25 protein-coding genes, 1 other RNA gene and 1 pseudogene are annotated in these 24,442 nt (G+C 57.6%); 14 read left to right on the plus strand and 13 right to left on the minus strand.

The annotated features are described in order from the left end of the window. Nucleotides 1-65: 65 nt before the first annotated feature. Both PM3016_RS09615 and PM3016_RS09620 read left to right on the plus strand, forming a co-directional pair. Nucleotides 66-1,220, plus strand: coding sequence for an MFS transporter (locus PM3016_RS09615; protein ID WP_014369297.1), 1,155 nt, complete (start codon nt 66-68; stop codon nt 1,218-1,220). A 149-nt stretch (nt 1,221-1,369) separates the two neighbouring features. Next, complete coding sequence (locus PM3016_RS09620; RefSeq protein WP_014369298.1) at nt 1,370-1,666, plus strand: hypothetical protein; 297 nt, start codon at nt 1,370-1,372, stop codon at nt 1,664-1,666. Between the two features lie 82 nt (nt 1,667-1,748). Here PM3016_RS09620 and PM3016_RS09625 read toward each other — a convergent pair whose 3' ends face one another. The 5 genes and pseudogenes from PM3016_RS09625 to PM3016_RS09645 all read right to left on the minus strand — a co-directional run bounded on the left by PM3016_RS09625 (nt 1,749) and on the right by PM3016_RS09645 (nt 4,923). Beyond that, entirely contained in the window at nt 1,749-1,976 is a 228-nt protein-coding gene (locus PM3016_RS09625; protein WP_013915328.1) for a Sec-independent protein translocase subunit TatA/TatB, read from the minus strand. Nucleotides 1,977-2,135: 159 nt separating this feature from the next. Further along, nucleotides 2,136-2,331: pseudogene (locus tag PM3016_RS39510) on the minus strand (hypothetical protein). 175 nt (nt 2,332-2,506) lie between these two features. Continuing rightward, nucleotides 2,507-3,340, minus strand: coding sequence for a YitT family protein (locus PM3016_RS09635; protein ID WP_013915330.1), 834 nt, complete (start codon nt 3,338-3,340; stop codon nt 2,507-2,509). A 254-nt stretch (nt 3,341-3,594) separates the two neighbouring features. Beyond that, nucleotides 3,595-4,314, minus strand: coding sequence for a DUF4247 domain-containing protein (locus PM3016_RS09640; protein ID WP_013915331.1), 720 nt, complete (start codon nt 4,312-4,314; stop codon nt 3,595-3,597). A gap of 78 nt (nt 4,315-4,392) precedes the next feature. Next, a complete protein-coding gene (locus tag PM3016_RS09645) occupies nt 4,393-4,923 on the minus strand; it encodes a DUF4178 domain-containing protein (protein ID WP_014369300.1) in 531 nt (176 codons plus the stop codon). A gap of 305 nt (nt 4,924-5,228) precedes the next feature. Here PM3016_RS09645 and cshA point away from each other — a divergent pair, with 305 nt between their 5' ends. Continuing rightward, nucleotides 5,229-6,842, plus strand: coding sequence for a degradosome RNA helicase CshA (cshA, locus tag PM3016_RS09650; protein WP_013915333.1), 1,614 nt, complete (start codon nt 5,229-5,231; stop codon nt 6,840-6,842). 81 nt (nt 6,843-6,923) lie between these two features. Here cshA and PM3016_RS39080 read toward each other — a convergent pair whose 3' ends face one another. Then, on the minus strand, nt 6,924-7,019 hold the full coding sequence (locus PM3016_RS39080) for a hypothetical protein (RefSeq protein ID WP_014369301.1): 96 nt from the start codon (nt 7,017-7,019) through the stop codon (nt 6,924-6,926). Nucleotides 7,020-7,153: 134 nt separating this feature from the next. Here PM3016_RS39080 and PM3016_RS09655 point away from each other — a divergent pair, with 134 nt between their 5' ends. From PM3016_RS09655 to fsa, 3 genes are all read left to right on the plus strand, one after another. Continuing rightward, nucleotides 7,154-7,993 (plus strand): YesL family protein, encoded by an 840-nt coding sequence (locus PM3016_RS09655; protein WP_013915334.1) that lies wholly within the window; start codon nt 7,154-7,156, stop codon nt 7,991-7,993. 89 nt (nt 7,994-8,082) lie between these two features. Next, nucleotides 8,083-8,262: non-coding RNA, 6S RNA (ssrS, locus tag PM3016_RS36915), on the plus strand. A 114-nt stretch (nt 8,263-8,376) separates the two neighbouring features. Further along, on the plus strand, nt 8,377-9,033 hold the full coding sequence (fsa, locus tag PM3016_RS09660; RefSeq protein WP_014369302.1) for a fructose-6-phosphate aldolase: 657 nt from the start codon (nt 8,377-8,379) through the stop codon (nt 9,031-9,033). A gap of 198 nt (nt 9,034-9,231) precedes the next feature. On the opposite strand, the gene xylB is transcribed toward fsa, so the two are convergent. Continuing rightward, nucleotides 9,232-10,770 carry a xylulokinase gene (gene xylB, locus PM3016_RS09665; protein ID WP_014369303.1) on the minus strand — a complete coding sequence of 513 codons (1,539 nt, stop codon included), beginning with the start codon at nt 10,768-10,770 and terminating at the stop codon, nt 9,232-9,234. Nucleotides 10,771-10,988: 218 nt separating this feature from the next. Here xylB and PM3016_RS09670 point away from each other — a divergent pair, with 218 nt between their 5' ends. Both PM3016_RS09670 and PM3016_RS09675 read left to right on the plus strand, forming a co-directional pair. Further along, entirely contained in the window at nt 10,989-12,182 is a 1,194-nt protein-coding gene (locus tag PM3016_RS09670; RefSeq protein ID WP_016362450.1) for an ROK family transcriptional regulator, read from the plus strand. A 101-nt stretch (nt 12,183-12,283) separates the two neighbouring features. Then, entirely contained in the window at nt 12,284-12,673 is a 390-nt protein-coding gene (locus tag PM3016_RS09675; protein WP_013915338.1) for a DUF1499 domain-containing protein, read from the plus strand. A 162-nt stretch (nt 12,674-12,835) separates the two neighbouring features. Here PM3016_RS09675 and tpx read toward each other — a convergent pair whose 3' ends face one another. Continuing rightward, entirely contained in the window at nt 12,836-13,339 is a 504-nt protein-coding gene (tpx, locus tag PM3016_RS09680; RefSeq protein WP_014369304.1) for a thiol peroxidase, read from the minus strand. 296 nt (nt 13,340-13,635) lie between these two features. Here tpx and gltC point away from each other — a divergent pair, with 296 nt between their 5' ends. After that, nucleotides 13,636-14,550, plus strand: coding sequence for a glutamate biosynthesis transcriptional regulator GltC (gene gltC, locus PM3016_RS09685; protein ID WP_013915340.1), 915 nt, complete (start codon nt 13,636-13,638; stop codon nt 14,548-14,550). Between the two features lie 61 nt (nt 14,551-14,611). Here gltC and PM3016_RS38540 read toward each other — a convergent pair whose 3' ends face one another. Continuing rightward, nucleotides 14,612-14,755, minus strand: coding sequence for a hypothetical protein (locus PM3016_RS38540; protein WP_014369305.1), 144 nt, complete (start codon nt 14,753-14,755; stop codon nt 14,612-14,614). Nucleotides 14,756-14,867: 112 nt separating this feature from the next. Between PM3016_RS38540 and PM3016_RS09690 the strand changes: the two genes are divergently transcribed. After that, entirely contained in the window at nt 14,868-16,715 is a 1,848-nt protein-coding gene (locus PM3016_RS09690; RefSeq protein ID WP_014369306.1) for an ABC transporter substrate-binding protein, read from the plus strand. A 65-nt stretch (nt 16,716-16,780) separates the two neighbouring features. On the opposite strand, the gene PM3016_RS09695 is transcribed toward PM3016_RS09690, so the two are convergent. Together PM3016_RS09695 and PM3016_RS09700 are read right to left on the minus strand one after the other, a co-directional pair. Continuing rightward, entirely contained in the window at nt 16,781-17,461 is a 681-nt protein-coding gene (locus tag PM3016_RS09695) for a zinc metallopeptidase (RefSeq protein ID WP_013915343.1), read from the minus strand. A 39-nt stretch (nt 17,462-17,500) separates the two neighbouring features. Beyond that, nucleotides 17,501-17,932, minus strand: a complete 432-nt coding sequence (locus PM3016_RS09700; protein ID WP_014369307.1) for a MerR family transcriptional regulator — start codon at nt 17,930-17,932, stop codon at nt 17,501-17,503. Nucleotides 17,933-18,332: 400 nt separating this feature from the next. Between PM3016_RS09700 and PM3016_RS09705 the strand changes: the two genes are divergently transcribed. Genes PM3016_RS09705 through PM3016_RS09715 form a run of 3 tightly spaced genes read left to right on the plus strand, consistent with a single transcriptional unit; the run spans nt 18,333 to nt 21,598 of the window. Beyond that, nucleotides 18,333-19,724 carry an ammonium transporter gene (locus PM3016_RS09705; protein ID WP_014369308.1) on the plus strand — a complete coding sequence of 464 codons (1,392 nt, stop codon included), beginning with the start codon at nt 18,333-18,335 and terminating at the stop codon, nt 19,722-19,724. 33 nt (nt 19,725-19,757) lie between these two features. Next, complete coding sequence (locus tag PM3016_RS09710) at nt 19,758-20,837, plus strand: DUF294 nucleotidyltransferase-like domain-containing protein (protein WP_013915347.1); 1,080 nt, start codon at nt 19,758-19,760, stop codon at nt 20,835-20,837. Between the two features lie 23 nt (nt 20,838-20,860). Beyond that, nucleotides 20,861-21,598 (plus strand): exonuclease domain-containing protein, encoded by a 738-nt coding sequence (locus PM3016_RS09715; RefSeq protein ID WP_013915348.1) that lies wholly within the window; start codon nt 20,861-20,863, stop codon nt 21,596-21,598. Between the two features lie 64 nt (nt 21,599-21,662). Here PM3016_RS09715 and PM3016_RS09720 read toward each other — a convergent pair whose 3' ends face one another. Both PM3016_RS09720 and PM3016_RS09725 read right to left on the minus strand, forming a co-directional pair. After that, on the minus strand, nt 21,663-22,115 hold the full coding sequence (locus PM3016_RS09720; protein WP_014369309.1) for a M67 family metallopeptidase: 453 nt from the start codon (nt 22,113-22,115) through the stop codon (nt 21,663-21,665). Between the two features lie 144 nt (nt 22,116-22,259). Beyond that, nucleotides 22,260-23,576 (minus strand): MFS transporter, encoded by a 1,317-nt coding sequence (locus PM3016_RS09725; RefSeq protein WP_013915350.1) that lies wholly within the window; start codon nt 23,574-23,576, stop codon nt 22,260-22,262. 224 nt (nt 23,577-23,800) lie between these two features. Between PM3016_RS09725 and PM3016_RS09730 the strand changes: the two genes are divergently transcribed. Continuing rightward, entirely contained in the window at nt 23,801-24,361 is a 561-nt protein-coding gene (locus PM3016_RS09730) for a TlpA family protein disulfide reductase (protein ID WP_013915351.1), read from the plus strand. The last annotated feature ends 81 nt before the right edge of the window (nt 24,362-24,442 follow it).

The following is a 24,442-nucleotide window of genomic DNA, read 5'->3' on the forward strand; positions in this document are numbered from 1 at the left end:
CAAGGGCGTGAAGACAAGCAACCCGGGCCCATGCGCCAGACACTTACATAAAAGGAACGATGCCCATGGACAAACAGGTTTGGACGCTGCGCGGCCTGACATTCTCTTACTATGCCACGACAGCTGTGCTCATGCCGTTCCTGCCCGTCTATTTTGAGGGCCGGGGCTATACGTCTTCCCAGATCGGCCTGCTGATGATGATCGGTCCGTTCGTGACGATCTTCGGACAGCCGCTATGGGGCTATCTCAGCGACCGCTACCAGACGCTTAAGCTTATGATTTGCGCATTATGGGCTATGACTGTATTATCCAGCGTCGGCATCTTTGAAACGCAGGGGTATCCGCTGGCGCTTCTCTTTATGCTCATGCTTTACTTTTTCATGCAGTCGTCGAATCCCCTGCTCGACACCTTGTCGATCAAGGCCGCGGCCCGCTCGGGAGGGAGCTACGGGAGCATCCGTCTCTGGGGCTCGATGGGCTTCACGCTGCTGGCGGTATCCTCCGGCTGGATTCTGGAGAAGCTCGGCGGCCTGCAGAGCATTCCTTATCTGTACTGGAGCATCTGGGTGCTGCCGTTCGTGCTGCTTCTGTTCCTGAGGGATGACAAGGGTTCAGCCCCGCGGGTCACGCTCTCGATGTTCGCGAGCACCTTCCGCAACCGCAGGTTCCTCTGGTTCCTGCTGCTGATCTTTATCCTGATGATTCCGCACCGGATGAATGACGTGCTCTTCGTGCTTCACCTTCGGGATCTCGGCGCCTCGGATACGATGCTCGGCTTCGCCTGGGCGCTGGCGGCCGCGGCGGAGATTCCCACATTCGCCCTGCTCGGCAGGTACATGCACAAGTTCCACGAGCTGGCGCTGCTCGGCATCATTGCGGTCCTCTATACGGTCCGCTGGCTGCTCTACGGCTCGATTACCGACCCGTCCGTGCTCATGCTGCTGCAGACGATGCACTGCATCACCTTCGCCGCCTTCTGGATCGTCTCCGTGCAGTATGCCGTGCGGCTCGTGCCGCCGGAGCTGCAGTCGACGGGGCAGGCCCTGCTGTCCATGGTGTTCCTAGGCCTTGCGGGGATTACGGGCGGCTCCGCCGGCGGCTGGGTCAAGGACCACTGGGGCGGAAGCGGCATGTATTACGGGGGAGCGGTACTGACCGCCACCGCCGCCGTTCTGCTGCTCGGGACGCATGCGTATTACCGCAAGAAGGGCATTTCTTAAGGCGCCGCTTCCGCGGATGAGCCTCTTTTCCCGCGGGAAGGGGGCTTTTTTCTGCTTTCGGGCAGAACGGGAATGAGGGAAGCGGCGGAAGGGTAAAAGATACGATAAGCAGAAGTCCAATCGTTGACGACGGAAGGGGGAAGTGCAGGATGAGAGTATGGATGAAGGCGGAGCCCAGCGGTCCGCTCAAAAGCAGGGCCGAAGGGGATTCGCTGCGCTGCACGCTGAAGGTGGCTGCCTGGGAACGGAGCGATGCCCCGCCGGAGGACCCGGGGGAGACGGTGGCGCTGGTGATCGGGACGGCCGGGAGCGGCGGTGCGGAGATCCGGGTGCAGTACGAGGAAGCGGATTACGAAGAGCACAAACGGTCGCTTGTGGTGCAGCGGGCCGTCAAAGAAGCGATGAAGCGGGTCCAGCTTGAGCTCCAGAATCACTTGGGCTCCTGACACGGGAGCGTGACGAGAGGGCCTGCTGCGGATTACAAGAAAAAGCCGGCCCCATCGGGAGCCGGCAGCAGGGTGCAGCGATTTATTTGTTCGGCGTCTGCTGGACGGCATCGGCCGATACGGTCAGTTCCGGTTTCGCTTCGATCGCGCGGGGGGACTCGTCCGAAGGGCTGTTGCCGTTCGTCGCATCCTTGAATTCACGGAACATGCGGCCGAATCCGCGTCCGAGCTCCGGAAGCTTAGCCGGCCCGAACAGCAGCAGTGCGGCAACGACGATCACTAAAATATGCATGGGAGTTAGAGCGCCCATATTGAACACCTCCAAGATGGTACTGGCTTCTATCATACCATAGCTTTATCGGCAGGTTGTCCCCCATTTATTACGAATCCCCAAACATTTTCCCCTGAATTCGCCATTTTTATCGCCGGCTGGGCCCCGGGGGGAAGGGGAAGAAAAAACGTCCACCTTCTAATGAAGGTGGACGTCTTTCTGATGCTCGGAAATACTGTATTGTATGATTTCTAACGCGTCATCCGCTTCCAGGGAAGTCGAGGCCGTTCCGAAGAACAATCTCCGACTCGAGTTCATGTTTGCGCAAGAATGGATACATCTCGGGAGTCAGCTTCATAACAATGATGGATAATTTGACGGTTTCCACAAGCATCACCCTTCCTGTCATCTGTTCTTTAGCGTTTCGTGAGCGCCTTACGAAGCAATCCAGGTAGCCAGGGGAATCCTGTATGAAATTATACACCCTCATTATAGCATATGCCTGCGGACTTATGTATCGGTACATTTGATAAAATTCGGGTAAAGCTGGCACAAATGGGCCTCTTCGGCTACCGGCGGAACAGGCCCATGACGGCGACCGTCTGCGTAATATTGACAAAAGCCTGGGGATCCCACTGGCGGACCAGGTTCAGGAGGTCGATGAGCTCATAACGCGTGGTTACCGTCATCAGCATATGCTGCGACTCCCCGGTATATGCCCCCTGGGTCTCCACGACGGTCACGCCGCGGTGGAGCTTCTGCATTTTTTGGAGCAGCAGCTCCTTCTTCTTGGTCACGATGAAGACCGTTACCTTGACGTGCCGGATATGGATGGAATCGATGACCTTCCCGGCGATATAGATGGACAGCATGGAATACAGGGCCAGGTCCCAGCTCTGCTTGAAATAACCGAGCGCGATGATGATCGCCCCGTTCATCAGGGAGGAGAAGGTGCCGATCGAGAAATCGCGCTTTTTTGTCAGGATCGACCCGATGATGTCGAAACCGCCCGTAGAGCCGCCGACCCGCATGGAGATCCCGGCACCGACGCCTACGAGCACCCCTGCCGTGACGGCCGACATGATGAGGTCGCGGCTGACGGCATAGACCGGTACAAGCTCCATGAACCACGTGGTCATCGCAACCGAGAAGACGCTGAGAAGAATGAACCGCCGGCCGATCGTCACCAGCCCCCAGATCAGAACCGGAAGATTGAATAACAGGAACAGCAGGGCAATGGACCAATCCGTAAAATAGCCGACAATCATGGCTACGCCGGACAAGCCTCCGCTGAGCAGCTGGTGCGGAATTAAGAACATATTGAACCCGGTGGCGACGATGGCGGCGCCGAGAGCGCATACCAACATCGAACCGAACCATGAACGCTGGAACCACTGAATCACGGGAGCACCTCCTTGGGAGTAGTATGTCTGCATTGCGCCTCAGGCAAACACAGGCCGGTCCGGCGGGGGCGGCCGCTGGGGGACCGGTCGGCAAAAAGCTTTCCGCGGACGGCGGAAAGCCTGTTGGCTGGCGCCGCGAAGCACAGGCTCCGGGCCTGCGCTTCGCGGCATCTGCTATTGTACCTGTTGAGCTAACCCGCGTAAAGGTGGGGCGATCCTAGCGGAACGACTGATCGCTGTAAAGATACGGGCGGCTAGCGGCGGCGCTTGAAGGTGCCCGAGCGCTTCGTTGTGCCTGGTTTGGTCCCGCCGCCGGCCGGCGTACGGTATGTCGGAGTTGAGCCGTCATTGCGCCGCACTGCGTCGGTGGAGCTCCCCGGACTTTTGGTCGCCGGAGGGGTGGCGGGCGTCGTATAGCTGCCTTTGCGGTCCGTTGTAGCAGGCGGTGAGGTGCCGGGAGTCCGGGTATTCGGATAGGGAACGGTCTGGTGCCGGCCGTAATCCTCATACCGCTTCGTAGACCGGTAGCCCCGGTAATCGTAGCCCCCGCGGTGGGAAGTGTACCAGCCTCCTCCAAAGAGCGACTGCAGGAGGGTGGCCGTGATATACCCCTCCAGGAAGGAGGAGTCGTAATGGTCCCTGGCATAGGTGATCGTGTCCACTTCGACCAGGGTGGCGGCCTCATTATTCGGGTCCTTCTGCACATTGACGATCTTGTCGTTGTACACGAGGAACATTTGATCCGCAGACGATTTGGATATCTCCTGCGGGGGCTCGCTCGCCGCGATCTCCTGTGCTACGGTCGGAACGTCTTTACCTTCGACCGCATAAATCTTGGCCGTGCTTTTGCCCTGCCCCTGCACGTCGATCAGCGGATAGTTCTGCCTGATATATTGGCCTGCATCGCCGGCGCATCCCGCAAGAAGCGAGAGAACAAGCAGCAGGGAGAGAAGTCGTACCCCTAGTCTGCGCATACGCTTCAAGCACCTCCTTCATCTGACAGCTGTCGATAAAGCCGGGAATCCTTCGTTTCATCTGCAGGGCTCCGCCGGTCAAGAGCCTTTCATGAAGCGGATCTGGCTGCCGGGCGTGCGGCGGCCCTCCAGAGCAACGTACTTGCCGTCCTGCCACTGCAGGAAAAAGTGGCGGTCACCGCCGGCCAGGTAGCTCCAGAACAGAACCGTATCGTTCGACCGGAAGTCCGTCTGCCCTTCCGTGCGGACCTGATCGCTGCGGTGGTGCTCCAGATCATAAGTGACCTCGCCGCCGACATCAAGCACCGTAGGCACATCGTTCGGGTCGTCAAGCGCCCCCTCGACGAACTCGCACAGGAAGCAGTCATAGCTGCGCCCTTTTTCGATGAGCAGACAAGAGATATGTTTGCCGTTTTGGAGATAATAAGCGAAGCGGTGGGGCGGGAACCCCTGGTCGTAGTAGACGACCTTGCCGGAGACGACGTATTCTTCCAGATCCACGGTGAGGATGTCACCGACCCGGGTGTCCTCGAAGGGATTGGAAGGACGCTCCGGAGGCATTTCTTTGCCCGATTTCAGGATCGATCCGACCCGTTTCCAAATGGACATGCTCTTTCGCTCCTTTGGGATGCCGAACTCAAGTTGGCAGGAATGAATTGCACTCAACTTACCGTTTACCCCGTGTTGTCTGAGTCTACTACGATCATAAGGTTTTTCCGTTTCATTTCCAAGCGCAGTGGAATATGAATACAGGATGTGGTATAATACTAAAGATATTCTTAAGTACGGCCTTGACTGTTCAATTCTGGCACTTCTGGAAAGTGCCTTTGGTAAGAGTTAAATTTAGGAAGATAGGAGTCGCACTTAAGGGTATAGAAAACAGAAGAACCCGAGTAAAAGGAGAATGAAATCATTTGAAAACATTTAGCGAATTTGGCCTAGAGCCTAAGGTACTGCGCGCCATCACGGAGATGGGGTTCGAGGAATCCACACCCATCCAGGAGAAAGCCATTCCTGTAGCCCTTGAAGGCCGTGACCTGATCGGCCAGGCGCAGACCGGTACAGGGAAGACCGCTGCTTTCGGTATCCCGCTGGTGAACAAGATCGACGTGAAGGAAGAGAAAATCGTCGCTCTGATCATGTGTCCTACGCGCGAGCTGGCTATCCAGGTCGCGGAAGAAATCGAAAAGCTCGGACGCTTCAAAGGCATCCGTTCCCTGCCGATCTACGGCGGACAGGACATCGTGAAGCAGATCCGCGGCCTGCGCAAGAAGCCGCAGATCATCATCGGTACGCCGGGACGTCTCCTCGACCATATCAATCGGAAGACCATTAAGCTGGATGACGTGCAGACCGTCATTCTCGATGAAGCTGACGAAATGCTTGATATGGGCTTCATGGATGACATTAAGTCCATCCTGAGCCTTGTTCCTGAAGAGCGCAACACGATGCTGTTCTCGGCCACCATGCCCGTCAACATCCAGAAGCTGGCCCAGCAGTTCCTGAAGGATCCGGAGCATGTCTCGGTCATTCCTAAGCAGGTTTCCGCTCCTCTGATCGACCAAGCTTACATCGAGCTGCACGAGCGTCAGAAGTTCGAAGCGCTCTGCCGCCTCATCGATATGGAAGCTCCTGAGCTTGCCATCATCTTCGGCCGGACGAAGCGCCGGGTGGATGAGCTTTCCGAAGCCCTCCAGAAGCGCGGTTATGCGGCAGAGGGCCTGCACGGCGACCTGTCCCAGAACCAGCGTGACAACGTGATGCGCAAATTCCGTGACGGCAGCATCGACGTGCTCGTAGCTACTGACGTAGCGGCACGCGGTCTCGACGTATCGGGCGTTACGCACGTTATCAACTTTGACCTTCCGCAGGATCCGGAGAGCTATGTTCACCGGATCGGCCGTACGGGCCGTGCGGGCAAGGAAGGCGCAGCTTATACCTTCGTTACGCCGCGCGAGATCGATCACCTGCACTTCATCGAGAAGATCACGCGTCACCGCATCACGAAGAAGCCTATACCAAGCCTGGCGGAAGCCATCGAAGGCAAGCAGAAGGTAACGGCTGAGCGCGTCCTGGATGTTCTCCAGAAAGACGAGCACAACGAATACAAGGGTCTGGCCATCTCCCTGCTCGAGCATCATGATTCCGTGCATCTGCTTGCAGCGGCTCTCAAGCTGCTGACGGGCGGAGACAAGAAGGAAGTCGATATCGAGCTGACACCGGAAGATCCGATCCGTGCGAAGAAGAGAAGACCGGATGTGCGCAGCAACGGTCGTCGTCCTTCCGGCTCTTATGGTACGGCAGGCGGCGCTCGCCGTAATGACCGTCCATACGGCGGCGGCGGACGCGAGGGCGGCGGCTACCGCGGCAACCGCGAAGGTGGACGCCGTGAAGGCGGAAGCTATGGCGGCGGCAGCCGTGAGGGCGGATACCGTGGCAGCCGTGACGGCGGCGGCTACCGCGGCAACCGTGACGGCGGCAGCAACTACTCCCGTCCGTCGAACCGGAGCGAAGAAACACTGGTATAAGCCATTCCGGTGTAACAAAAAGAAGCAGGGGCGCCTCAGGGCGCTGCCTGCTTCTTTTTATTTGTCCTTTGTGCAAGATCATTACACGAGAAGGCTGCGGCTAACGATAACCAGCAGGATGAACAGTACGAGAATCGTACCCGTGGAAGTCCATGCACCAGCTGCAGGGTAACCCATAGTGACAACCTCCTTTGGATGATATTTACCGGATGGTGATATATCCTATGCCGGGACTCCTTTTTGGTATAGACTGCTACCTAGATGCAGGGAATTAGGCTATAATAGGGGTATACAAGAAGGAGGGCATCAAGTTGGAATTTCGTGGAATTATGGGCGGTTTCTACCGCATCTCCGAATGGATCATGCGCCTTTCGGTCATTAATGTGCTTTGGATTCTATGCGGTATCCCCTTCTTCATGCTGGGGCTGATCCTGCTGCAGGCGGGGACGACCGATCAAGTTTTGCAAACGCTTATACTGATGGCGATTGTCTCGCCGTTCACCCTGTTCCCTTCAACGGCGGCCATGTTCAGTGTAGCGCGGAAGTGGCTGACCGGTGATGAGGACGTACCATTGTTCAAGACGTTCTTCCGCAGCTACAAGAGCAACTATGTGCAGGCGATGCTGGGCGGTCTGCTGTATGTGCTCTTCGGAGTGATTCTGTATACGAATTTCCGGTTCTACGGCAATCAGACCGGACTCTTCAGCGTCCTCCGGTTCCTGGTATTATCCCTGACCGTGCTGCTGTCGATCTCGCTGTTCCATTTCTTCTCTATCCTGTCCCATCTTCATATGAAGACACTTCAGATCGTGAAGAACGCAATGCTGATCACCATCGGCAATCCGATCCGCTCCATCTCGATGATCGCTTTGAACGGCGTCGTCCTGTATATCAGCTTTACCGTCTTCACCTTCCTCATCCCTTTCTTCATGGGCAGTTTGATTGCAATCGTGTCGTTCTGGCACTTCAATCTCATTTTCGGCAAGCTGCAGGAGAAGCAGCAGCAGATCGCCGAGAAGGAAGCGGAAGAGGCGGAGAAGGCGCGGCTGGAAGCGGAAGGGGGCGCCGATGCCCTGGATGCGGCGCTGGACGGAGCCGAGCTTCGGGGAGCCGAAGAGCGCAAAGACGAGCGTGGAGACCCCAGCCGGTAGCTCCATGTTTTCACTGAAGTGCCAGCAATGAGCCGGGCCGCTGAGGTTTACTTTCACCTCCGGGTAGACTATAATAAACCTACAAACAAAAAATCCTGCGATGTGCGTTTCGGTTATCGTGTTTTAAACCAATGATTGTTTCTAGGGAGACCTATATAGAATTGCGGCTGACCTGCCCTCGAAAAGGGACTTCAAAACCGATTCTGCGGTCACCCACCTGCTAGCGCAGGTTTGAGACAAGTTGACCGGACGGCATAGGCGGGTTTTTTTTATGCCGAATTGTTCACGTGAACAAACGTTTGGGTGAACAGCAGCATGTGCGTACATAGGGACGGCGGGTGTAAACAAACCATAAACCAAGTGCAGAGAGGGAGTTTGGAGAAATGAAGTTGTTTATTGATACCGCGAATGTCGAAGAGATCCGTAAGGCTCATGAGCTTGGCGTTATTGCCGGCGTAACCACGAATCCGTCCCTGATTGCCAAAGAAGGCAAAGACTTCTTCGCGACGGTGAAAGAAATCATCGAAGTCGTGGGGAATGTTCCGATCAGTGCGGAAGTCATCTCGCTGAAAGCGGATGAGATGGTGGAGCAGGGCAAGAAGCTGGCTGCGCTTGGCGACGGCATCGTGGTGAAGGTTCCGATGACGGAAGAAGGGCTGAAGGCTACGAAGATCTTCACGGAGCTCGGCATCAAAACCAACGTCACCCTGATCTTCTCTTCCACGCAGGCTCTGCTGGCCGCCCGTGCGGGAGCTACCTATGTATCTCCGTTCGTGGGACGTCTGGATGACATTAACCAGATCGGCATGAATCTGATCAAAGAAATCAGCGAAATCTTCGCTATTCACGATATTCAGTCGGAGATCATTACGGCCAGCGTCCGGACGACGACTCATGTAATCGAAGCAGCGCTGCTCGGCGCCCATATTGCGACGGTTCCATACAAGGTCATCCAAGGTATGGTCAAGCATCCGCTTACGGATGCGGGGATCGAGCGCTTCCTGAAGGATTGGGAAGGTGCGAAGCAGTCGGTATTCTAGGAGACGGGACAAGCTCCGGTGAGAAAAAGAGAGGCATCCGCGGGAAGCGGATGCCTCTTTGTTGTAGGGAGGACAGGGCAGGAGGAGTGGCTGTGGCGCCCCGGTAAAGCTCCACAGCGCAGCCTGCATGCACCGGTACCCCGAGGGGAGTCTTGACGGCTCAAATGGTATATGGGGAGCCGGATCCTTCCTCAGGCCTCAGCTCCGGCCTTCTGCTGCAGCCAGGTCGCTGAGCTGATGGAAGCTCGTCTTCAGCGTGCCGTACAGCGTACGATAGATGTCGTAGTAGGCCTGGTAGCGCTCCTGGTTGGCGGCAATCGGTTCGACGCGGTCTTCGACGCGGATCCACTCCTCGCAGAGGTCGGGGATCTCCCGCTTCAGGACGCCGGAAGCGGCCATAACGGCTGCGCCGTAAGCCGGACCGTCCGTGGAGTTCACGGTGACCACCGGATAGCCGAAGATGTCGGCGATCATCTGGCGCCAGAAGCGGCTGCGGGCGCCCCCGCCGTTCACACGAAGCTCGGTGATGGCGATGCCCGATTCCTTGATGAGCTCCATGGAGTCCCGCAGGCCGAAGGTGATGCCTTCCAGCACGGCGCGGGTCAGGTGGGCTTTGCCGTGGCGCAGGTTCAGGCCGATAAAGCCGCCGCGGGCCTTCGGATCGGGATGCGGGGTGCGCTCCCCGGTAAGGTAAGGCAGGAAGAGGAGTCCCTCACTGCCGAGCGGCGCCGAAGCGGCAAGCTCCGTGAGGTATTCGTACACGTCTCTGCCTTCCTGCTCGGCGCGCTGCAGCTCCTCGTAGGCGAAGTGGTTCTTCCACCATTGGAACGAGCCGCCGGCAGCAAGCATGACACCCATCCGGTGCCAGTTGCCCGGCACGCCGTGGCAGAAGGAGTGGAGCCTGCACTCCTCGTCGGCCTGGTACGTATCGTCGTGTACGAACACGACGCCGGAGGTGCCGAGGGCGACGGAGGCAATGCCGCTGCGCACGACGCCTACACCGACGGCACCGCAGGCCTGGTCGCCGCCGCCGGCGACGACGGGGGTTCCGGGCGCGAGGCCGGTCAGCTCAGCGGCGGCAGGCAGCACCGTGCCGGCAACGTCGCTGCTCTCGAAGAGCGGAGGCAGCCAGGAGGCTGGAATGCCGAGCTTGCCGAGGACCTCCTCGGACCAGCGGCGGTTCGCCACGTCGAGGAGCAGGGTGCCGCTCGCATCGGCCATATCCATGCCGAACTCGCCGGTCAGCTGCAGGCGGACATAATCCTTCGGCAGCAGGAGGTGGGCGGTACGCTCGAAGTTCTGCGGCTCCCGGCTGCGCAGCCAGATCACCTTCGGCGCCGTGAAGCCTGTGAGCGCTTTATTTCCGGTGAGGCGTCCCAGTTCCTCTTTGCCGATCGTCTCTTCGATCCATTCGCACTCGGCCCCTGTGCGCTGGTCGCACCAGAGCAGGGCGGGGCGGACGACGTTCAGCTCCTTGTCGAGGAAGACCGAGCCGTGCATCTGGCCCGATAAGCCGACGCCGGCAACCTCGGCTCCTGTAATGCCGGCCTTCTCCAGCAGTTTGCGGATGCAGCCGGCCGTGCCTTTCCACCAGTCCTCCGGATGCTGCTCAGCCCAGCCGGGCTGCGGCTGCAGCAGAGGGTATTCCTCGCTTGCACTCGCTTTCACTTCGCCGCGGTCATTGACCAGGATACACTTGACGGCGGACGTTCCAAGATCGATCCCTAAGAAAAACATGCATGTCACCCCGTTAGGATTATTGGAAGGAATAGAATAAGTAACTTTGTTTACTTAATAAACAAATTATATTACGATAGAGGACAGATGGCAATGTGAAAATGAGCTGGCGCTTAACAAGGGGCCGCAGATCGGATACAATAGGACGATATCTGCAGGACTAGGGCGGAAGGTGAACGAACGTGAAATCAAGACCGGTTTCGGGTGACAGTACATTCTTGAAAAGCTTGAATAAATCGACGCTGCTGGGGCTGATCCGGCGGCAGGCTCCAATCTCGAGAGCCGACCTAGCGAAGGCAACCCGGCTGACGCGGGCTACCGTGTCGGCTTTGGTAGAGGAGCTTATCGGAGATCACCTTGTGATCGAGACGGGAATCGGTGAGTCGAGCGGCGGGCGGAAGCCGATGATGCTGGAGCTGAACCGCAACGGCGGCCGGGTCATCGGGCTCGATCTGCGGCCGACGGATCTGCTGCTCGTGGTGACGGATCTCCATGGACAGATCCGCAAGCGTGCGGAGTATGCTTACGGCGAGGAGGCCTCCAAAGATCCCGGACGCTTCCTTCAGGAGATTCTGTCGCTGCTGGAGAAGGAACGGGAGGCACTGGAGCCGACTCCGCTCGGACTGATCGGCGTGGGTATCGGCGTCCACGGTTTTGTGGAGTACCCGTCGGGCCATGTTGTTTTTGTGCCGCACACAGGCTGGAAGGATCTGTCGTGGAAAAAGGAGCTCGAAGCCTCTCTCGGCCTGCCGGTCGTCCTCGATAACGAAGCGAACCTGGCGGCGCTGGGCGAGCTGGAGTTCGGGGCCGGGGCGGATGCGGACTGCAGCGACATGCTGTACCTCAGCGCAGGCGGCGGGATCGGGGCCGGCCTCATCCTCGGCGGCGAGCTTTTCCGGGGAACCGGAGGGCTGGCGGGGGAAGTGGGCCACTCGACCATCCAGATGGACGGGCTGCCCTGCTCCTGCGGCAACCGGGGCTGCTGGGAGCGGTATGCCTCCGAGCGGGCTCTGGCGGAGAAGCTCGGCATGGATTATGCGCCGGGGTTCTCGGAGCGGCTCTTGGCCCTGCTTGAGCAGGGAGACGGGCAGGCGCGTGAAGCGGTCCGGCAGGCCGGGTCGTACCTCGGTATCGGCATCGGAAACATGATGCACACCTTCAATCCCCAGATGATCGTGGTGGGCAATGCCATGAGCCAGTACGGGGCTTGGGTCAACGGCCCGCTGCTGGATGCGCTCGCTTCCCGTTATTCCTACCTGGCTTCCTTCCGGATTACGGTCCGGTATTCGCAGCTTGGCGAAGACGGGTGCGCGCTGGGGGCGGCTTCCTCGATCATCCGCGCCCGGATGCGCCTGCAGGAGTATGAGGCGTCATCGGCCAGGGGCGGGGCCGGGGAACCGAACGAAACGTGAACGAATTGTGTATTCCCTCTTTCTCTCGGAACCAAACAATGATATGATTAAGGATAGTGTGAACCGGAGTTCATTGTTTACTTCATTGAGGAGGGAAGGCTTTGCTTAAGCGTACCTTGGTCGGCCTCATCCGCAGCCACGAAACCACGGGTGAGAAAGCGAAAGATCCGGCATTGAAAACGAGATACTACAAAATCTCCATGGATCAGGCATGGGATGAGATTATCAATATGTTCAAGAAACTCAGCGGGTACAAACTGCTCCATGAAGTAAGAAGTGTCGGAGAGATTGTGGTAGAGCGCAAGACGATTACCGGCCGGACCCAAGATATTACACTGACCCTGTTCAGCATTACGCCGGTGAAGACGGCTGTCGATATCTATTCGGCTTCCCGTGGATCGCTGGGGGATCTGGGGGCGAATTACCGGACCATCCTCGATATATACAAGCATATCGACAAGCGCCTTGCCGCTTATAAAATAAACGAATAACCCCGAACAGCGTGGTGGCCAAGATGGCTGTACGCTGTTTTTTTGTTGGATACATGGCAGTCTCTAGCTTGTCCGTGCTCCGCTGGGCCTGAAGATATGGAAAACACCGTCCGGGAAGGACGGTGTCAGGTTCATCTTATGAAGTTCCCGGTGCAGGCTGGATTAAACGAGCTTCTTCACAGCTTCGATCGCTGCTTCGTAGTTCGGGTGCTCCGTCATTTCGCCGAGGTATTCCACGTATTGGATCGTGTCGTTCGCGTCAATCACGAAGATGGATCTCATGAGCAGGCGCAGTTCTTCGATCAGCACGCCGTAAGCTTTGCCGAAGGAGTGGTTTTTGTAGTCGGAGAGCGTCACGACTTTGTCGATGCCGGCAGCGCCGCACCAGCGGGCTTGAGCCATCGGGAGGTCGACGGAGATCGTCAGGACGATCACGTTGTCGCCAAGCTTTGCAGCTTCTTCGTTGAAGCGGCGGGTTTGAGCGTCACATACGCCCGTGTCCAGGGAAGGCACAACGGAGATCAGCTTGATTTTACCCGCATAGTCCGCCAAGGAGGCAGTTTCGAGCAGATTCTTGTTCACTGTAAAGTCAGGCGCTTTGTCTCCTGCTTTCAGTTGAGTTCCGACCAGGGTGATCGGATTGCCTTTCAGAGTCGCTTGTGCCATGAGTACATGGGCCTCCTTCAAGATCCTTGATAATGTTGGTATTCACCGAGGAATATTATAACATTGTGGGAGACAAGCCTACAAGCTTGGCGGAAATGTTGCACCGAAACCATCCTCTAAGGGCTTCAATCAGGGTTTCGGTATACCATTGAACTTAGGCGAGTGATCCAGTCATCAACGAGTCTGCAATGCTGCACCGAAACCTTACGTGCTTTTCTGCGTAAGTATGGACAAATCCCGCCGAACATGCGATTATACAACTTTAGAATGGCATCAGTGGAAGGAAGGAAGCGTTTGTGGAACTGCGGCAGCTTCAATACTTTGTGAAAGTGGCGCGCAAACAGCATGTGACCCAGGCGGCTGAAGAAATGCACGTCGCCCAGTCGGCTGTCTCGCGCCAGATTCATCAGCTCGAGGAGGAGCTGGGTGTCCAGCTCTTCGTGCAGAAAGGCAGGAACCTGCAGCTGACTTCCGTCGGCAAGCTGTTTCTCTGCCGGGTCGAAGGAATCTTGACGGACCTCGAGAGGGCCGTGAATGAAATACATGAATACCTGGACCCCGAGAAAGGGGAGATCCGGGTCGGATTCCCGCACAGCTTGGGGATCTATCTGCTTCCCACCTTAATCGCCAGCTTTCGCAAGCATTATCCGAATGTCACGTTCCGCCTTCGGCAGGGAACCTATAACAGCCTCATCCGTGATGTGATGAAAGGCGAAATCGACTTGGCCTTCATTTCACCTTTTCCCGAGAAGCACAGTCATGTCACAGGTGACCTGCTCCTGCAGGAGGAACTGTACGCGATCGTTCCGCAGGGGCATGTGCTCGCCGAATCGAAGACGATCCGGCTCGAGCAGCTCAAGGAGGACTCCTTCGTCATGTTCAGTGAGGAGTACTCCCTTCGCTCCATCGTGCTGGAGGCGTGCAGCAAGGCGGGCTTCGTTCCCCGGATCGGATTCGAAGGGGAAGAGACCGATACGATCCGCGGCCTGGTTGCGGCCGGCATGGGCGTCTCCCTGCTGCCGGAGATGGCGCTGACCGAGATCAGCGTCCTCCAGCCCGTCAAAGTGCGGGTCGTTGAACCTCAGGTCACACGCAGCGTGGGCATGATTCAGCGGACCGGCGAGAAGCTCCCGCTGGTGGCGGAGGTCTTCCGGAAGTTCCTGCTGGATTTCATGGCGACGAAGTACCTCAAGGGTGAAGACACCGAATAGAAAGCAAAACGGCCCTCCCAAGGCAGCATGTGCGCTTAGAGGGCCGTCCTCCGTTAACGGGTTACAGTCCGGCCAAGATCAGGGCTCCGCTCGCACCGACCAGCCAATCCATGATGGGCAGCCGGAGCAGCCGGAGCTCTTGTGTTTTGGTACGCATCTCTCTCTGGTGCTCTCTCATTAACATTTCCAGTTCAAAATGATTCATGGTGCCACGCTCCCCTCTTTTGTCTTCATTATATCTTGCGAAAGATGAATAAAAAGTGTAAGGTAATTTCTAATCCTTCATCTTTTGAAGCCAAAGAGGAGGCTGGAGCGGCATGCTGGACTACTATTACCTGAAACTGCATGAAAGGTTTTTGGATAAGGACCGGGAAGAGGAGGTCGAGGTGACCCTGCCGGAGCTGACGGCGCTGTTCCAATGCTCGGGGCGCAACGTGAATCTGGTGCTGAAGCGCCTCGAAGCGCTCGAGTGGATCCGCTATACCCCCGGACGGGGGAGGGGGAACCGTTCCAGGCTGAAGCTGCTCATCCCGGGAGAGACGGTGGCGCTGGAGACGGCCCAGGATTATGTGCGCAAGGGCGACATCCAGCAGGCCTTCGCCTATCTGGAGGGTGTTCCCCACCTGCAGGGGGTCAAGGATCAATTCGTCTACTGGCTCGACACCCAGTTCGGCTTCCGGCCGCACCGGAAGAACGACCGGCAGACCGATACCCTGCGGCTCCCTTACAGCAAGCGGATCTCCTGCCTCGATCCGGCCCACCTGTATTACCTGGTAGAATGCCACATCGTCGAGCAGGTGTTCGATATGCTGGTACGGTACCGGGAAGAGACGGATACGTACGAGGGGGGGCTCGCCCACCACTGGACGATGTCGAAGGACGAGAAGGAGTGGCTCTTTTACCTGCGCAAAGGGGTCTACTTCCATCACGGCCGCGAGATGACCTCCGAGGATGTCAAGTTCACGCTGGAACGGCTCAAAAGCGAGGAGCTGCGGTCGCCGTTCCGCTGGCTGTTCGCGGATGTGCAGGAGGTGCGCTGCATCGACAGGTATACGGTGCACATCCGCTTGGAGCGGGCCAATCCGCTGTTCCTGCAGCATCTGAGCTACAACCGGGCCTCTATTGTGCCGTATGATGCCGTAACCGAGATGGGCGAGCGCTTCGAGCAGACGCCGATCGGCACGGGCGCGTTCAAGGTGGTTCAGCACGACGCGAACATGCTCGTTCTCGAAGCGTTCGGACGGTATTATGACCGCAGGGCCCACCTCGACCGGATCGAGATCTGGTATACGCCGGAGCTGCTGCGCAAAGCGAGTCAGCTCGAATCGATGTGCTACAGCATGCGGTATGAGGGCTGCTCGGTCGAAGGAGGCGAAACGCCGGAGGGGTGGAAGTCGATCGAGAAAACCGGCCGCGACTGCAGCTTCCTGACCTTCAACCTCGAGCTGCCCGGGCCGCAGCATTCGCTGGCGTTCCGCAAAGCGGTGCAGCATGCCATCGACCGGCGCCTGCTTATCCCGAAGAATGAAGAAGGCGACCGGACCTATGCCAAATGGTTCTATGAAGACGGGCAGGAGTACAGTGATACCGATGAGAATTACGATCCGATCCTGGCGAGGCGCTTCTTGAGCGAGAGCGGCTACGCCGGGGAGGTGCTGCTGCTGAATTACCATAACACGTACGGCGAAGTGTGCAGCATTCAGGAACAGCTCGGGAGGATCGGCATCCGGACGGAGCTTGTGCAGCGGCATACGTCCTGCTCGGTTGAAGCCAGGGCGAGCGAGGCGCACCTCTGGTTCCACCGGAATATCATGGATGAGCAGCCGGAACTGTCGATCATCGAGCTGTTTCTGGCGGAGAACAGCGTCCTGCGGCTGCACCTTGGCGAAGAGCTGAGGAGCGGGGCGGACTGGCTGATTGAGCGGCTCTATCAGGAGAGCTCCAAGGGGACGCGCAGGACCTATCTGGAGCGTCTGCGAACGCTGGTGACGGAGCAGGCGAGCGTCATCTTCCTGTTCCAGCATACGCAGCGCACGATCTTTCATCCGTCGCTGAAGAACGTCTCCCTCGGTTCGCTCGGCTGGGTCCGCTTCCGGGACCTGTGGTTTGAACCGGCGTATGCCCTGAGCGGGGAGGAAGAGCGGGCGGACCTGCTTCAGACCTGATTCGCACAAAACAAGAAAGCCCGGCTTCCGTGTAGGAAGTCCGGGCTTTTGCGCTTGTTGAACGCTTAGTCGTCGGAACGGTTGAAGATCCAGATGTACTCCAGCAGCTGCAGGAGAGATACCAGAGCCGCCGCTACATAAGTCAAGGCCGCTGCATTCAGTACCTTGGCCACACCGGGTTCCTCATCGTTGCGGATGAAGCCGGAGGAGACCATGAGGTCGCGGGCTCTTGAGGAGGCGTTGAACTCTACCGGCAGCGTAATGAGCTGGAACAGCACCGCGGCGCTGAAGAGAATGATACCGAGCAGGATCAGGCCGGACATCTTGAAGAGAAAACCGCCGATAAGCAGAAGCGGCGCGATCCCCGATGAGAAGTTCACAACCGGGAAAATCTTATGTCTTGCGACAAGCATCGGGTAGCTGACCTTGTGCTGGATGGCGTGGCCGACTTCGTGCGCCGCGACGGAGACGGCGGAGACGGAACGCTCATAGTACACGGGCTCGGACAGCCGCACAACCCGGGCGATCGGATCGTAGTGGTCGGTCAGTGCGCCCCGTACCGCTTCCACCGGAACGTCGTGCAGTCCGTTCTCGTCTAGAATGCGTCTTGCCACATCATAACCGGTCAAGCCGGAGGCCACGGGAACATCAGACCACTTATTGAAGGTGCCCTTGACCCGGAAGCTGGCCCAGATGCTTAAACCGACTGCTGCGAGAATAAGTATGGTCCATGGTGTAAACAGCATGTTTTGACACTCCATTTCTTCATAGTATCTTGCGACAATCTACGAAAAGGGTCCCTTACCCAGGAGCAGCAGGAGCGCTTCGATGCAGGCGGCCGTCGGCTGGTTCAGCATCTTATGAAGCTTCTTGAGCTGGGACGGCTTGAGCTTCTCGAGCATCGGGCCGACTTCCTTGGCCTCCTTCTCAAGCTGCTTCAATAGAAGCTGCAGGGATGTGAGTTTATCTGTCACCATTTCATCCTTGCTCACCTTGCCCAGCTGCTGAAGGCTCGCTTTGATTTCCTCTAAGGTATACTTCTCCCTCTTCATGGATTCAATACGCTTGAGACGGGCTAAGGTTTCGTCGCTATACAGCCGGTAGTTCGTGTCGGAGCGGGTTTCCGGATCGATCAGGCCCAGCTTGGTGTAATAGTCGATCGTTCTGGGGCTGACCTCCGATAAGCGTGCCAGCTCACCGATTTTGTAAAGCTTCATATCCCCATATTCCTTCACCTCATTATAATATGTATGGATTGGCCCGGTACCGGGCGGGGAGAGAGAAAGCCGTTCTTCCTCCCATGATAACTGAATCCAAACCATACAGTCAAACGTTATGCTTTCCTCCATTATTATCCGGACGCGGGAATGCTGAATCACCTCCTATATTTTGGAACGAAAAGCAGCCTGCCCGCCGCTTATGTTATGTTTCTAGAGTCTAACTTCCTAATATATGGACAAGAAAACCGAATTATGCCTATGGCATGTCAGGTTATTTTTCGTTTTTATCGATTCTTTATAGAAAAACCTATTGCCAAACCTAAGGTCGGCCTATATAATGACAATAAGAATTTCAACTGATGTTATATAAACTTACATTAAGAAGGAAGTGGTCGGTTTGTTGAAGAAGTTGCTCTTATCCACGGGTCTTATGTCAGTTATGTTGCCGACAGCCATGGCTTTTGCCGCGGAAGATGCAACGCCCGCTCAGCTTCAAGGAGCGGTTGATGCGGTCTGGGTCATGCTCGCCGCCATTCTCGTTATTTTTATGCAGGCGGGCTTCGCACTGCTTGAGGCAGGTTCCACACGCATGAAGAATGCGGGGCACGTTGCCGGCAAGACGATCCTGACCTTCGGCATCTGCGCCATTGCCTTCTGGGCTGTAGGTTTCGGCCTGGCCTTCGGTGACGGCAACAGCTTCATCGGGATGAAGGGCTTCTTCGTAGACGGTACGGAAGAACAGGCCGCGGCGGCCTACAGCTCTCTGGCTTACTCTGATGTGCCAATCGGCATCAAGTTCCTCTTCCAGCTCGCTTTCGCAGGCGTATCGCTTGCCATTGCCTTCGGCGGCTTCGCCGAACGCGCCAAGCTTTCCGTATACTTCATCTTCAGTATCCTCTTCGTCATCTTCATCTATCCTGTTGCGGCTCACTGGATCTGGGGCGGCGGCTGGCTCGCCGGCCACGGCAAGCAGGACTTTGCAGGATCGACGGTCGTTCACCTGCAGGGCGCTACCGCTGCACTCGTAGCCACACTGATGCTCAAACCGCGTATCGGCAAGTATAATAAGGATAAAACTCCGAATCTTATCCCGGGTCACAACCAAGTTCTCTCGGTTCTCGGCGTTATTATTCTCTGGATCGGCTGGTTCGGCTTCAACCCGGGCTCCACGCTCAGCGCCATGGGTGACGGCTTCTTCGGTTACATCGCTATGACGACCAACCTGGCTGCAGCAGCCGGCGGGGTAGCGGCTATCGTCATCGCATGGATCTACTTCGGCAAAGCGGACATTCCAAGCATGCTGAACGGCGTACTTGCGGCACTTGTTGCCATTACGGCTTCCTGCGCCTTCGTTTCCGTAAGAGACGCCATCATTATCGGTGCCGTTGCAGGGATTCTGACGTTCTTCACGGCCCAGTGGTTTGAGAAAGCGGGCATCGACGATCCGATTTATGCCTTCTCCGTTCACGGGATTGCCGGAATCTGGGGCACGCTGGCCAACGGGATCTTCGCAAAGCCTGAGCTCGTAGAGAAAGTGGGCATCGGCAAGCCGGGTCTGCTGTACGGCGGCGGTCTGGAGCAGCTTGGCGTTCAAGCTCTGGGGATTTTCACAACGTTCGTGTTCGTGCTTATCGTTTCCTTCATTATTCTGTACATCCTGAAAGTTACCATCGGTCTGCGGGTTACGGAAGAAGAAGAGGTGGTCGGTCTCGACCTGTCCGAACACGGCTCTTACGGCTATCCTGAGCAGATGAAGAAGGCAGCCGGAGGCAGTTCGGCCGTCCTCTAAAGCAACATTACAACTATAGAAGGGGATGTCGTCATGGAACGTCTCTCATTGGATCAGATCTGCAAGGAAGCCGCGGGCGCCCGGGATGTGCCGGAGCTGCGGGCCTTCCGGGATCGAATGCATGGGGAGTTCCAGCGGCATCTCCTTTTTGCAAGCCCGCTGGAGTGGAACCGGGACGCGAACGCCTTCCACGATGCGGTGATCCGCAGGGTTATCGAGCTGTCCGAGCAGGACTATGCGGCGGCCCATGGGGCGGCTCCGCTGCCTTACGCCTTCCTGCTCTTCGGCAGCGGAGGCCGGGGGGAGCAGACGCTGTGGAGCGATCAGGACAACGGCCTGATCTATGCGGATCCGGCCACACCCGACGAAGAAGCGGCGGCGGAAGGTTATTTTAAGGGACTGGCGGAGAAGATCTCGCTCAGTCTGGAGCTGGCGGGCTATCCGCCCTGCAGCGGCAATGTTATCTGCACGAACGCCAAGTGGCGCAAGAGCGTTACGGCGTACCGGCAGACCATTGCGGGCTGGCTCCAGGAGCCGGACTGGGAGAATGTCCGGTACCTGCTGATTGCGGCCGATCTCCGCACCGTGTATGGAGATCCCGCCTTCGGCGAGGCGGTCGCCGAGGAATTCCACGCCTATGTGGCGGCCCATCCCTCCATGCTGGAGCATCTGCTCCACAATACCCTGCATCACAAAGTCTCGCTAGGCCTCTTCGGACAGCTCATCAAAGAGCGGTACGGGGAGGATGCCGGCGGGGTGGATGTCAAGTACGGCGCGTATATCCCCATCGTCAACGGAATCCGGCTGCTGGCCATCGAAGCGGGCATTCGGAGCACGTCAACGGAAGAGAGGACGCTGGCCCTGATCCGGGGCGGGCATGTGGAGGAGGAGATTGGGCACGATTGGCTGGAAGCCCTGAATCTGGCGTTCAAGCTGCGGTCCATGACACCCTATCAGATCATAGACGGCAGATATAACTCCCGGGGCAAGCTGACCGCGGAGCAGCTCACCAAGGAACGCATCTCGGAGCTGAAGCTCTGCCTGCGCATCGGGATCGAACTGCAGAAGTATGTCAAGCGAAGCGTGCATCATGAGCTGGAGAAAGGACAGTAACAGGAGAGGAGAGGTGAAGTGTCATGAAGGATATGAGACCCGCTGGGCGGATGTGGCATCTGTACAAGATGGGCGGATTAACGCCGGCCCTTACGTCCATGTTTGATGTGCAGAGTGCACAGCAGATGGCCTTCATCCGCTCGATCATGAAGGAGCAGCGCAAGAATTCCTTGTATGAGATTCCATTGGATACGGTGGAGCTGGTAGTCTTTGATCTCGAAACGACCGGCTTCTCGCCCTACAACGGAGACGAAATCATCTCCTTCGGGGCGGTGACGGTGACCGGACGCACGTTATCGGAGAAGGATACCTTCTATTCCCTTGTCAATCCGAAGCGCGCTATTCCCCGGGAAATTGAGGAGCTGACCGGGATTACGAACGAGATGGTGGCGGATGCGCCGGATCTTCTGCATGCGCTGCGAGGCTTCCTGGAGTTCGTGCAGCAGAAGGTGCTCGTAGCCCATGGATCGGGTCATGACAAACATTTTCTGAATTCCGCGCTGTGGAAAACCTCGAAAGTCAATTTGTCGCACCGGCTGCTCGATACGATGATGATCGCCAAATGGCTGAATCCCAGGCTTCCCGCATTCGATTTGGATTCGCTGCTGAATCTGTACGGGATTGAAGTGACGGTCCGGCATCATGCTCTGGAGGATGCGGTGATGACGGCCAAATTATGGAGCATGCTCATGCTGGAGGTGGAATCCAGGGGCATTCATACGCTTGGCGAATTATATACGCATTTAAGCCATACGAATTGAGACGAATCTTCGGTTTGCACCCCGTGCTGAATCTGAAGATTTTTTTGTGTCCAGTCAGGCAGCGTTAGAGCGAGTCGGGGAGAATGTGAAAAGAGAGCGGTTCATACCGCATCCGTCCGCTGCTGTCCCGGAAATACCGGTACACGCCCGCCGTTGGAACGGAAGGGGTCTGCAGCGAGAGAATCCAGTGGCTTGGCACGGTGTGCCAGGAGGTGGAGAGGTCCGGATCTGAGGGTATGGGAGCCGAAGACGGATGAGAATGGACGAACCCGACGACTTCGCGCCCCTGCTTCGCGGCGGCATGAAGGACCGGGATGAGCCCGGCCGGATCCATAGCAAAGGAGGTCCGGGGCTCCGGTGAGAGGTTGGCAACGGGATCAAACCGGTCGGCCGTCCATATGCCTTCCGCCGTGCGAAAGCCGGATAACACTCCGCATGCTTCCTCAGGGAGGAGGGAGAGGCCGTAGCGGACCATCTCCCGGTAGATGCTTTCCATGATTGCAATAGGTAATGCCATGTCGTCTCCGCCCCGCCTTATTCACGCGCCAGCATTCCGCCGGCCGGTCCTGTAGTAAGGCTATTATACCTTCTGCAGGAGCGGGCAGCCATCCCTCCGGAACGGAAGCGCACTTCCGGTGGCGGACTTGGGAGAAGGGACAGGCTATCCCTTGATCTGCGCTGGGGGCTTGATCAGGAAGAATACCAGAGCCAGCGCGACGGCGGCCAGGACGGTGACGACGATGAACACGAGGCTGTGGGACTTGTCCATCATCCACCCGAACAGCGGTGGACCGAACGCCACCCCGAGAAACCGCAGCGAAGAATACAGCGAAGTGATGACCCCGCGCTGCTCGCGTCCCACGGAGCCGGTGATCATGGTGTTCAGGCATGGCAGAAGCAGCCCCGTCCCGACGGAGCTGAGGGTCAGCAGCCCGATGAAGATATAGATGTTCCCGTTATAGAACAGCGTGCACAGACCGAGGGCGATCGACATGATCGCGAGGCCGACATTCATCAGAATACGCATGAGACGGCCGTTCTTTTTAATGAGCGATCCGGTCGTATACGAGGTGATGACCAGACCGAGCAGCGGGATCGCCAGAATCATGCCCTTGCGCACCCCCTCAATACTGTGCGGAGCCTCCTCCAGAATGTCCGAGAGATAGAACAGGACCCCGAACAGCACGAACAAGGCGAGCGAGCCGGCGAAGAAGGCCGGAATCATCCATCGCCCTTTCTCCTTCAGCACCTTCCCGATGCCGCGGATATACACGCCGAGCTTGGGGGGCTTTTTGGTCTTTTCGGGCTCCTTGAGCACGAACATGACGAGCAGGAGCGAGATCAGGCAGAACACCGGGAACGCAAAGAAAGCGGCGTACCAGACGATCAGCGCGAACAGGGAGCCGAGAATCGGGGATACCACCTTGCCCGCCCCGTTGGAGGCTTCCGTCAGGCCAAGCGCTTTACTCTCCGTTCCCGCCTTGTACAGGTCGCCTGCGAGCGCCATCGCGATCGGTGCCGTACCGGCCGCCCCCAGCCCCTGAATCGCCCGGGCGATGATGATGATCGTATAGGAGTTCCATACGGCGCCCAGACCCGCGAGCACCCCTGCCGCTCCATAGATGATGAGGGAGGGGATCATGACGCCCTTCCGCGAGTAACGGTCGGACAGATAGCCGGAGACGGGAATCACGAGTCCCGCCGTTACGGAGAACAGCGTTATGACAAGCGAGCTCTGAAACTGGCTGATCCCAAGGCGCTCCTGCATGTCCGGAAGAATCGGCACGAGCATGGAGTTCCCGAGTACGAGCACCATCGGCACGCTTGCAATCGCAATGAACTCGAGAAGATGGCCTTTGGAAGAGCCGCCTTCCGGCGATTTTTTCTTGGGCTTGGCGTCATGGGGCTTCGCTTCCTGATCGGCTGCCATATCGCTGTCAAAGGAAATTTGCAGCCGTTTGGATTTTGCCTTTTCCATTCCACTTATACCTCCCTGACCGTAATTCAATCTTATGGTAGGGTTACTATTCCCGTGAAAAGAGGGCTTCATCCCCCAGGGGCATAATTGAGACGCTGGGGACGCCGCTACAGCTGCAAGCGAAGGAATGGAGGGTGCCTTGCGTTAAGCTATGGCGTAAGGTTTGGTCTTCCGTTGGCAATACTTCAGGAATAACCAACCATTGCCGACAGGGGGATGTGCCCATGACAAGAAAATATGCAGGCATGCTGGCGCTGATCGCGCTGTTGACGGGAGCGGCCCTGTATCAGATGAAAGGGCAGGGACAGCCGGAGAGCCGGCCGGTGTTCGCGGCGGCCTCGAAGGCGGGGCGTGTGGTCCCCGGTCAGCCCGTGCCAGCCCTGCGGCTGCAGGGGATGCGCGGAGGAGAGTTCACCGTAGGGGGTGAGCGGAGCAAGCCGCTCCTGCTGAACTTCTGGGCTTCGTGGTGCGGACCGTGCCATGAGGAAGCGCCCGATCTCCAGGCGGTGTACGCCAAATACAAGGACCAGGTTGATTTCTATGGGGTGAATGTGACGAGGGAAGACGGCCTCCGGGAAGCGGAGGGGTTCGTAAAGAAATACGGCTTTACGTTCCCCGTGCTGCTGGACACAGAGGGGACAGCCGCGGATGCTTACCGGCTGCGTTTTGTACCTACGAGCTACCTTATTGACCGCAAGGGGAACCTGGTGGAGGTCATTCATGTGCTGCCGGCGGCACAGCTGGAGGCGAAGATCCGCGGGCTGATCGGTGCGCAGGGAGCCTGATGGCCCGCTGGACAGGGAGGAAGGCTGTACTCTTGTTTGTTCGGATGAGCCCGGAGTCAGTCAATGAACAGCCAAAAAACC

This window comes from Paenibacillus mucilaginosus 3016, from assembly GCF_000250655.1.
Lineage (GTDB): Bacteria > Bacillota > Bacilli > Paenibacillales > NBRC-103111 > Paenibacillus_G > Paenibacillus_G mucilaginosus.

Coding starts and splice junctions, on each gene's coding strand:
- PM3016_RS09710 (WP_013915347.1), top strand. CDS start 19,758: ATGGAACGTCTCTCATTGGATCAGATCTGCAAGGAAGCCGCGGGCGCC.
- PM3016_RS09640 (WP_013915331.1), bottom strand. CDS start 4,314: ATGCGCAGACTAGGGGTACGACTTCTCTCCCTGCTGCTTGTTCTCTCG.
- fsa (WP_014369302.1), top strand. CDS start 8,377: ATGAAGTTGTTTATTGATACCGCGAATGTCGAAGAGATCCGTAAGGCT.
- PM3016_RS09690 (WP_014369306.1), top strand. CDS start 14,868: ATGCTGGACTACTATTACCTGAAACTGCATGAAAGGTTTTTGGATAAG.
- PM3016_RS09645 (WP_014369300.1), bottom strand. CDS start 4,923: ATGTCCATTTGGAAACGGGTCGGATCGATCCTGAAATCGGGCAAAGAA.
- PM3016_RS09700 (WP_014369307.1), bottom strand. CDS start 17,932: ATGAAGCTTTACAAAATCGGTGAGCTGGCACGCTTATCGGAGGTCAGC.
- PM3016_RS09620 (WP_014369298.1), top strand. CDS start 1,370: ATGAGAGTATGGATGAAGGCGGAGCCCAGCGGTCCGCTCAAAAGCAGG.
- PM3016_RS09625 (WP_013915328.1), bottom strand. CDS start 1,976: ATGGGCGCTCTAACTCCCATGCATATTTTAGTGATCGTCGTTGCCGCA.
- PM3016_RS09730 (WP_013915351.1), top strand. CDS start 23,801: ATGACAAGAAAATATGCAGGCATGCTGGCGCTGATCGCGCTGTTGACG.
- PM3016_RS09725 (WP_013915350.1), bottom strand. CDS start 23,576: ATGGAAAAGGCAAAATCCAAACGGCTGCAAATTTCCTTTGACAGCGAT.
- PM3016_RS09695 (WP_013915343.1), bottom strand. CDS start 17,461: ATGCTGTTTACACCATGGACCATACTTATTCTCGCAGCAGTCGGTTTA.
- PM3016_RS39080 (WP_014369301.1), bottom strand. CDS start 7,019: ATGGGTTACCCTGCAGCTGGTGCATGGACTTCCACGGGTACGATTCTC.
- PM3016_RS09720 (WP_014369309.1), bottom strand. CDS start 22,115: ATGGCATTACCTATTGCAATCATGGAAAGCATCTACCGGGAGATGGTC.
- tpx (WP_014369304.1), bottom strand. CDS start 13,339: ATGGCACAAGCGACTCTGAAAGGCAATCCGATCACCCTGGTCGGAACT.
- PM3016_RS09615 (WP_014369297.1), top strand. CDS start 66: ATGGACAAACAGGTTTGGACGCTGCGCGGCCTGACATTCTCTTACTAT.
- xylB (WP_014369303.1), bottom strand. CDS start 10,770: ATGTTTTTCTTAGGGATCGATCTTGGAACGTCCGCCGTCAAGTGTATC.
- PM3016_RS38540 (WP_014369305.1), bottom strand. CDS start 14,755: ATGAATCATTTTGAACTGGAAATGTTAATGAGAGAGCACCAGAGAGAG.
- PM3016_RS09715 (WP_013915348.1), top strand. CDS start 20,861: ATGAAGGATATGAGACCCGCTGGGCGGATGTGGCATCTGTACAAGATG.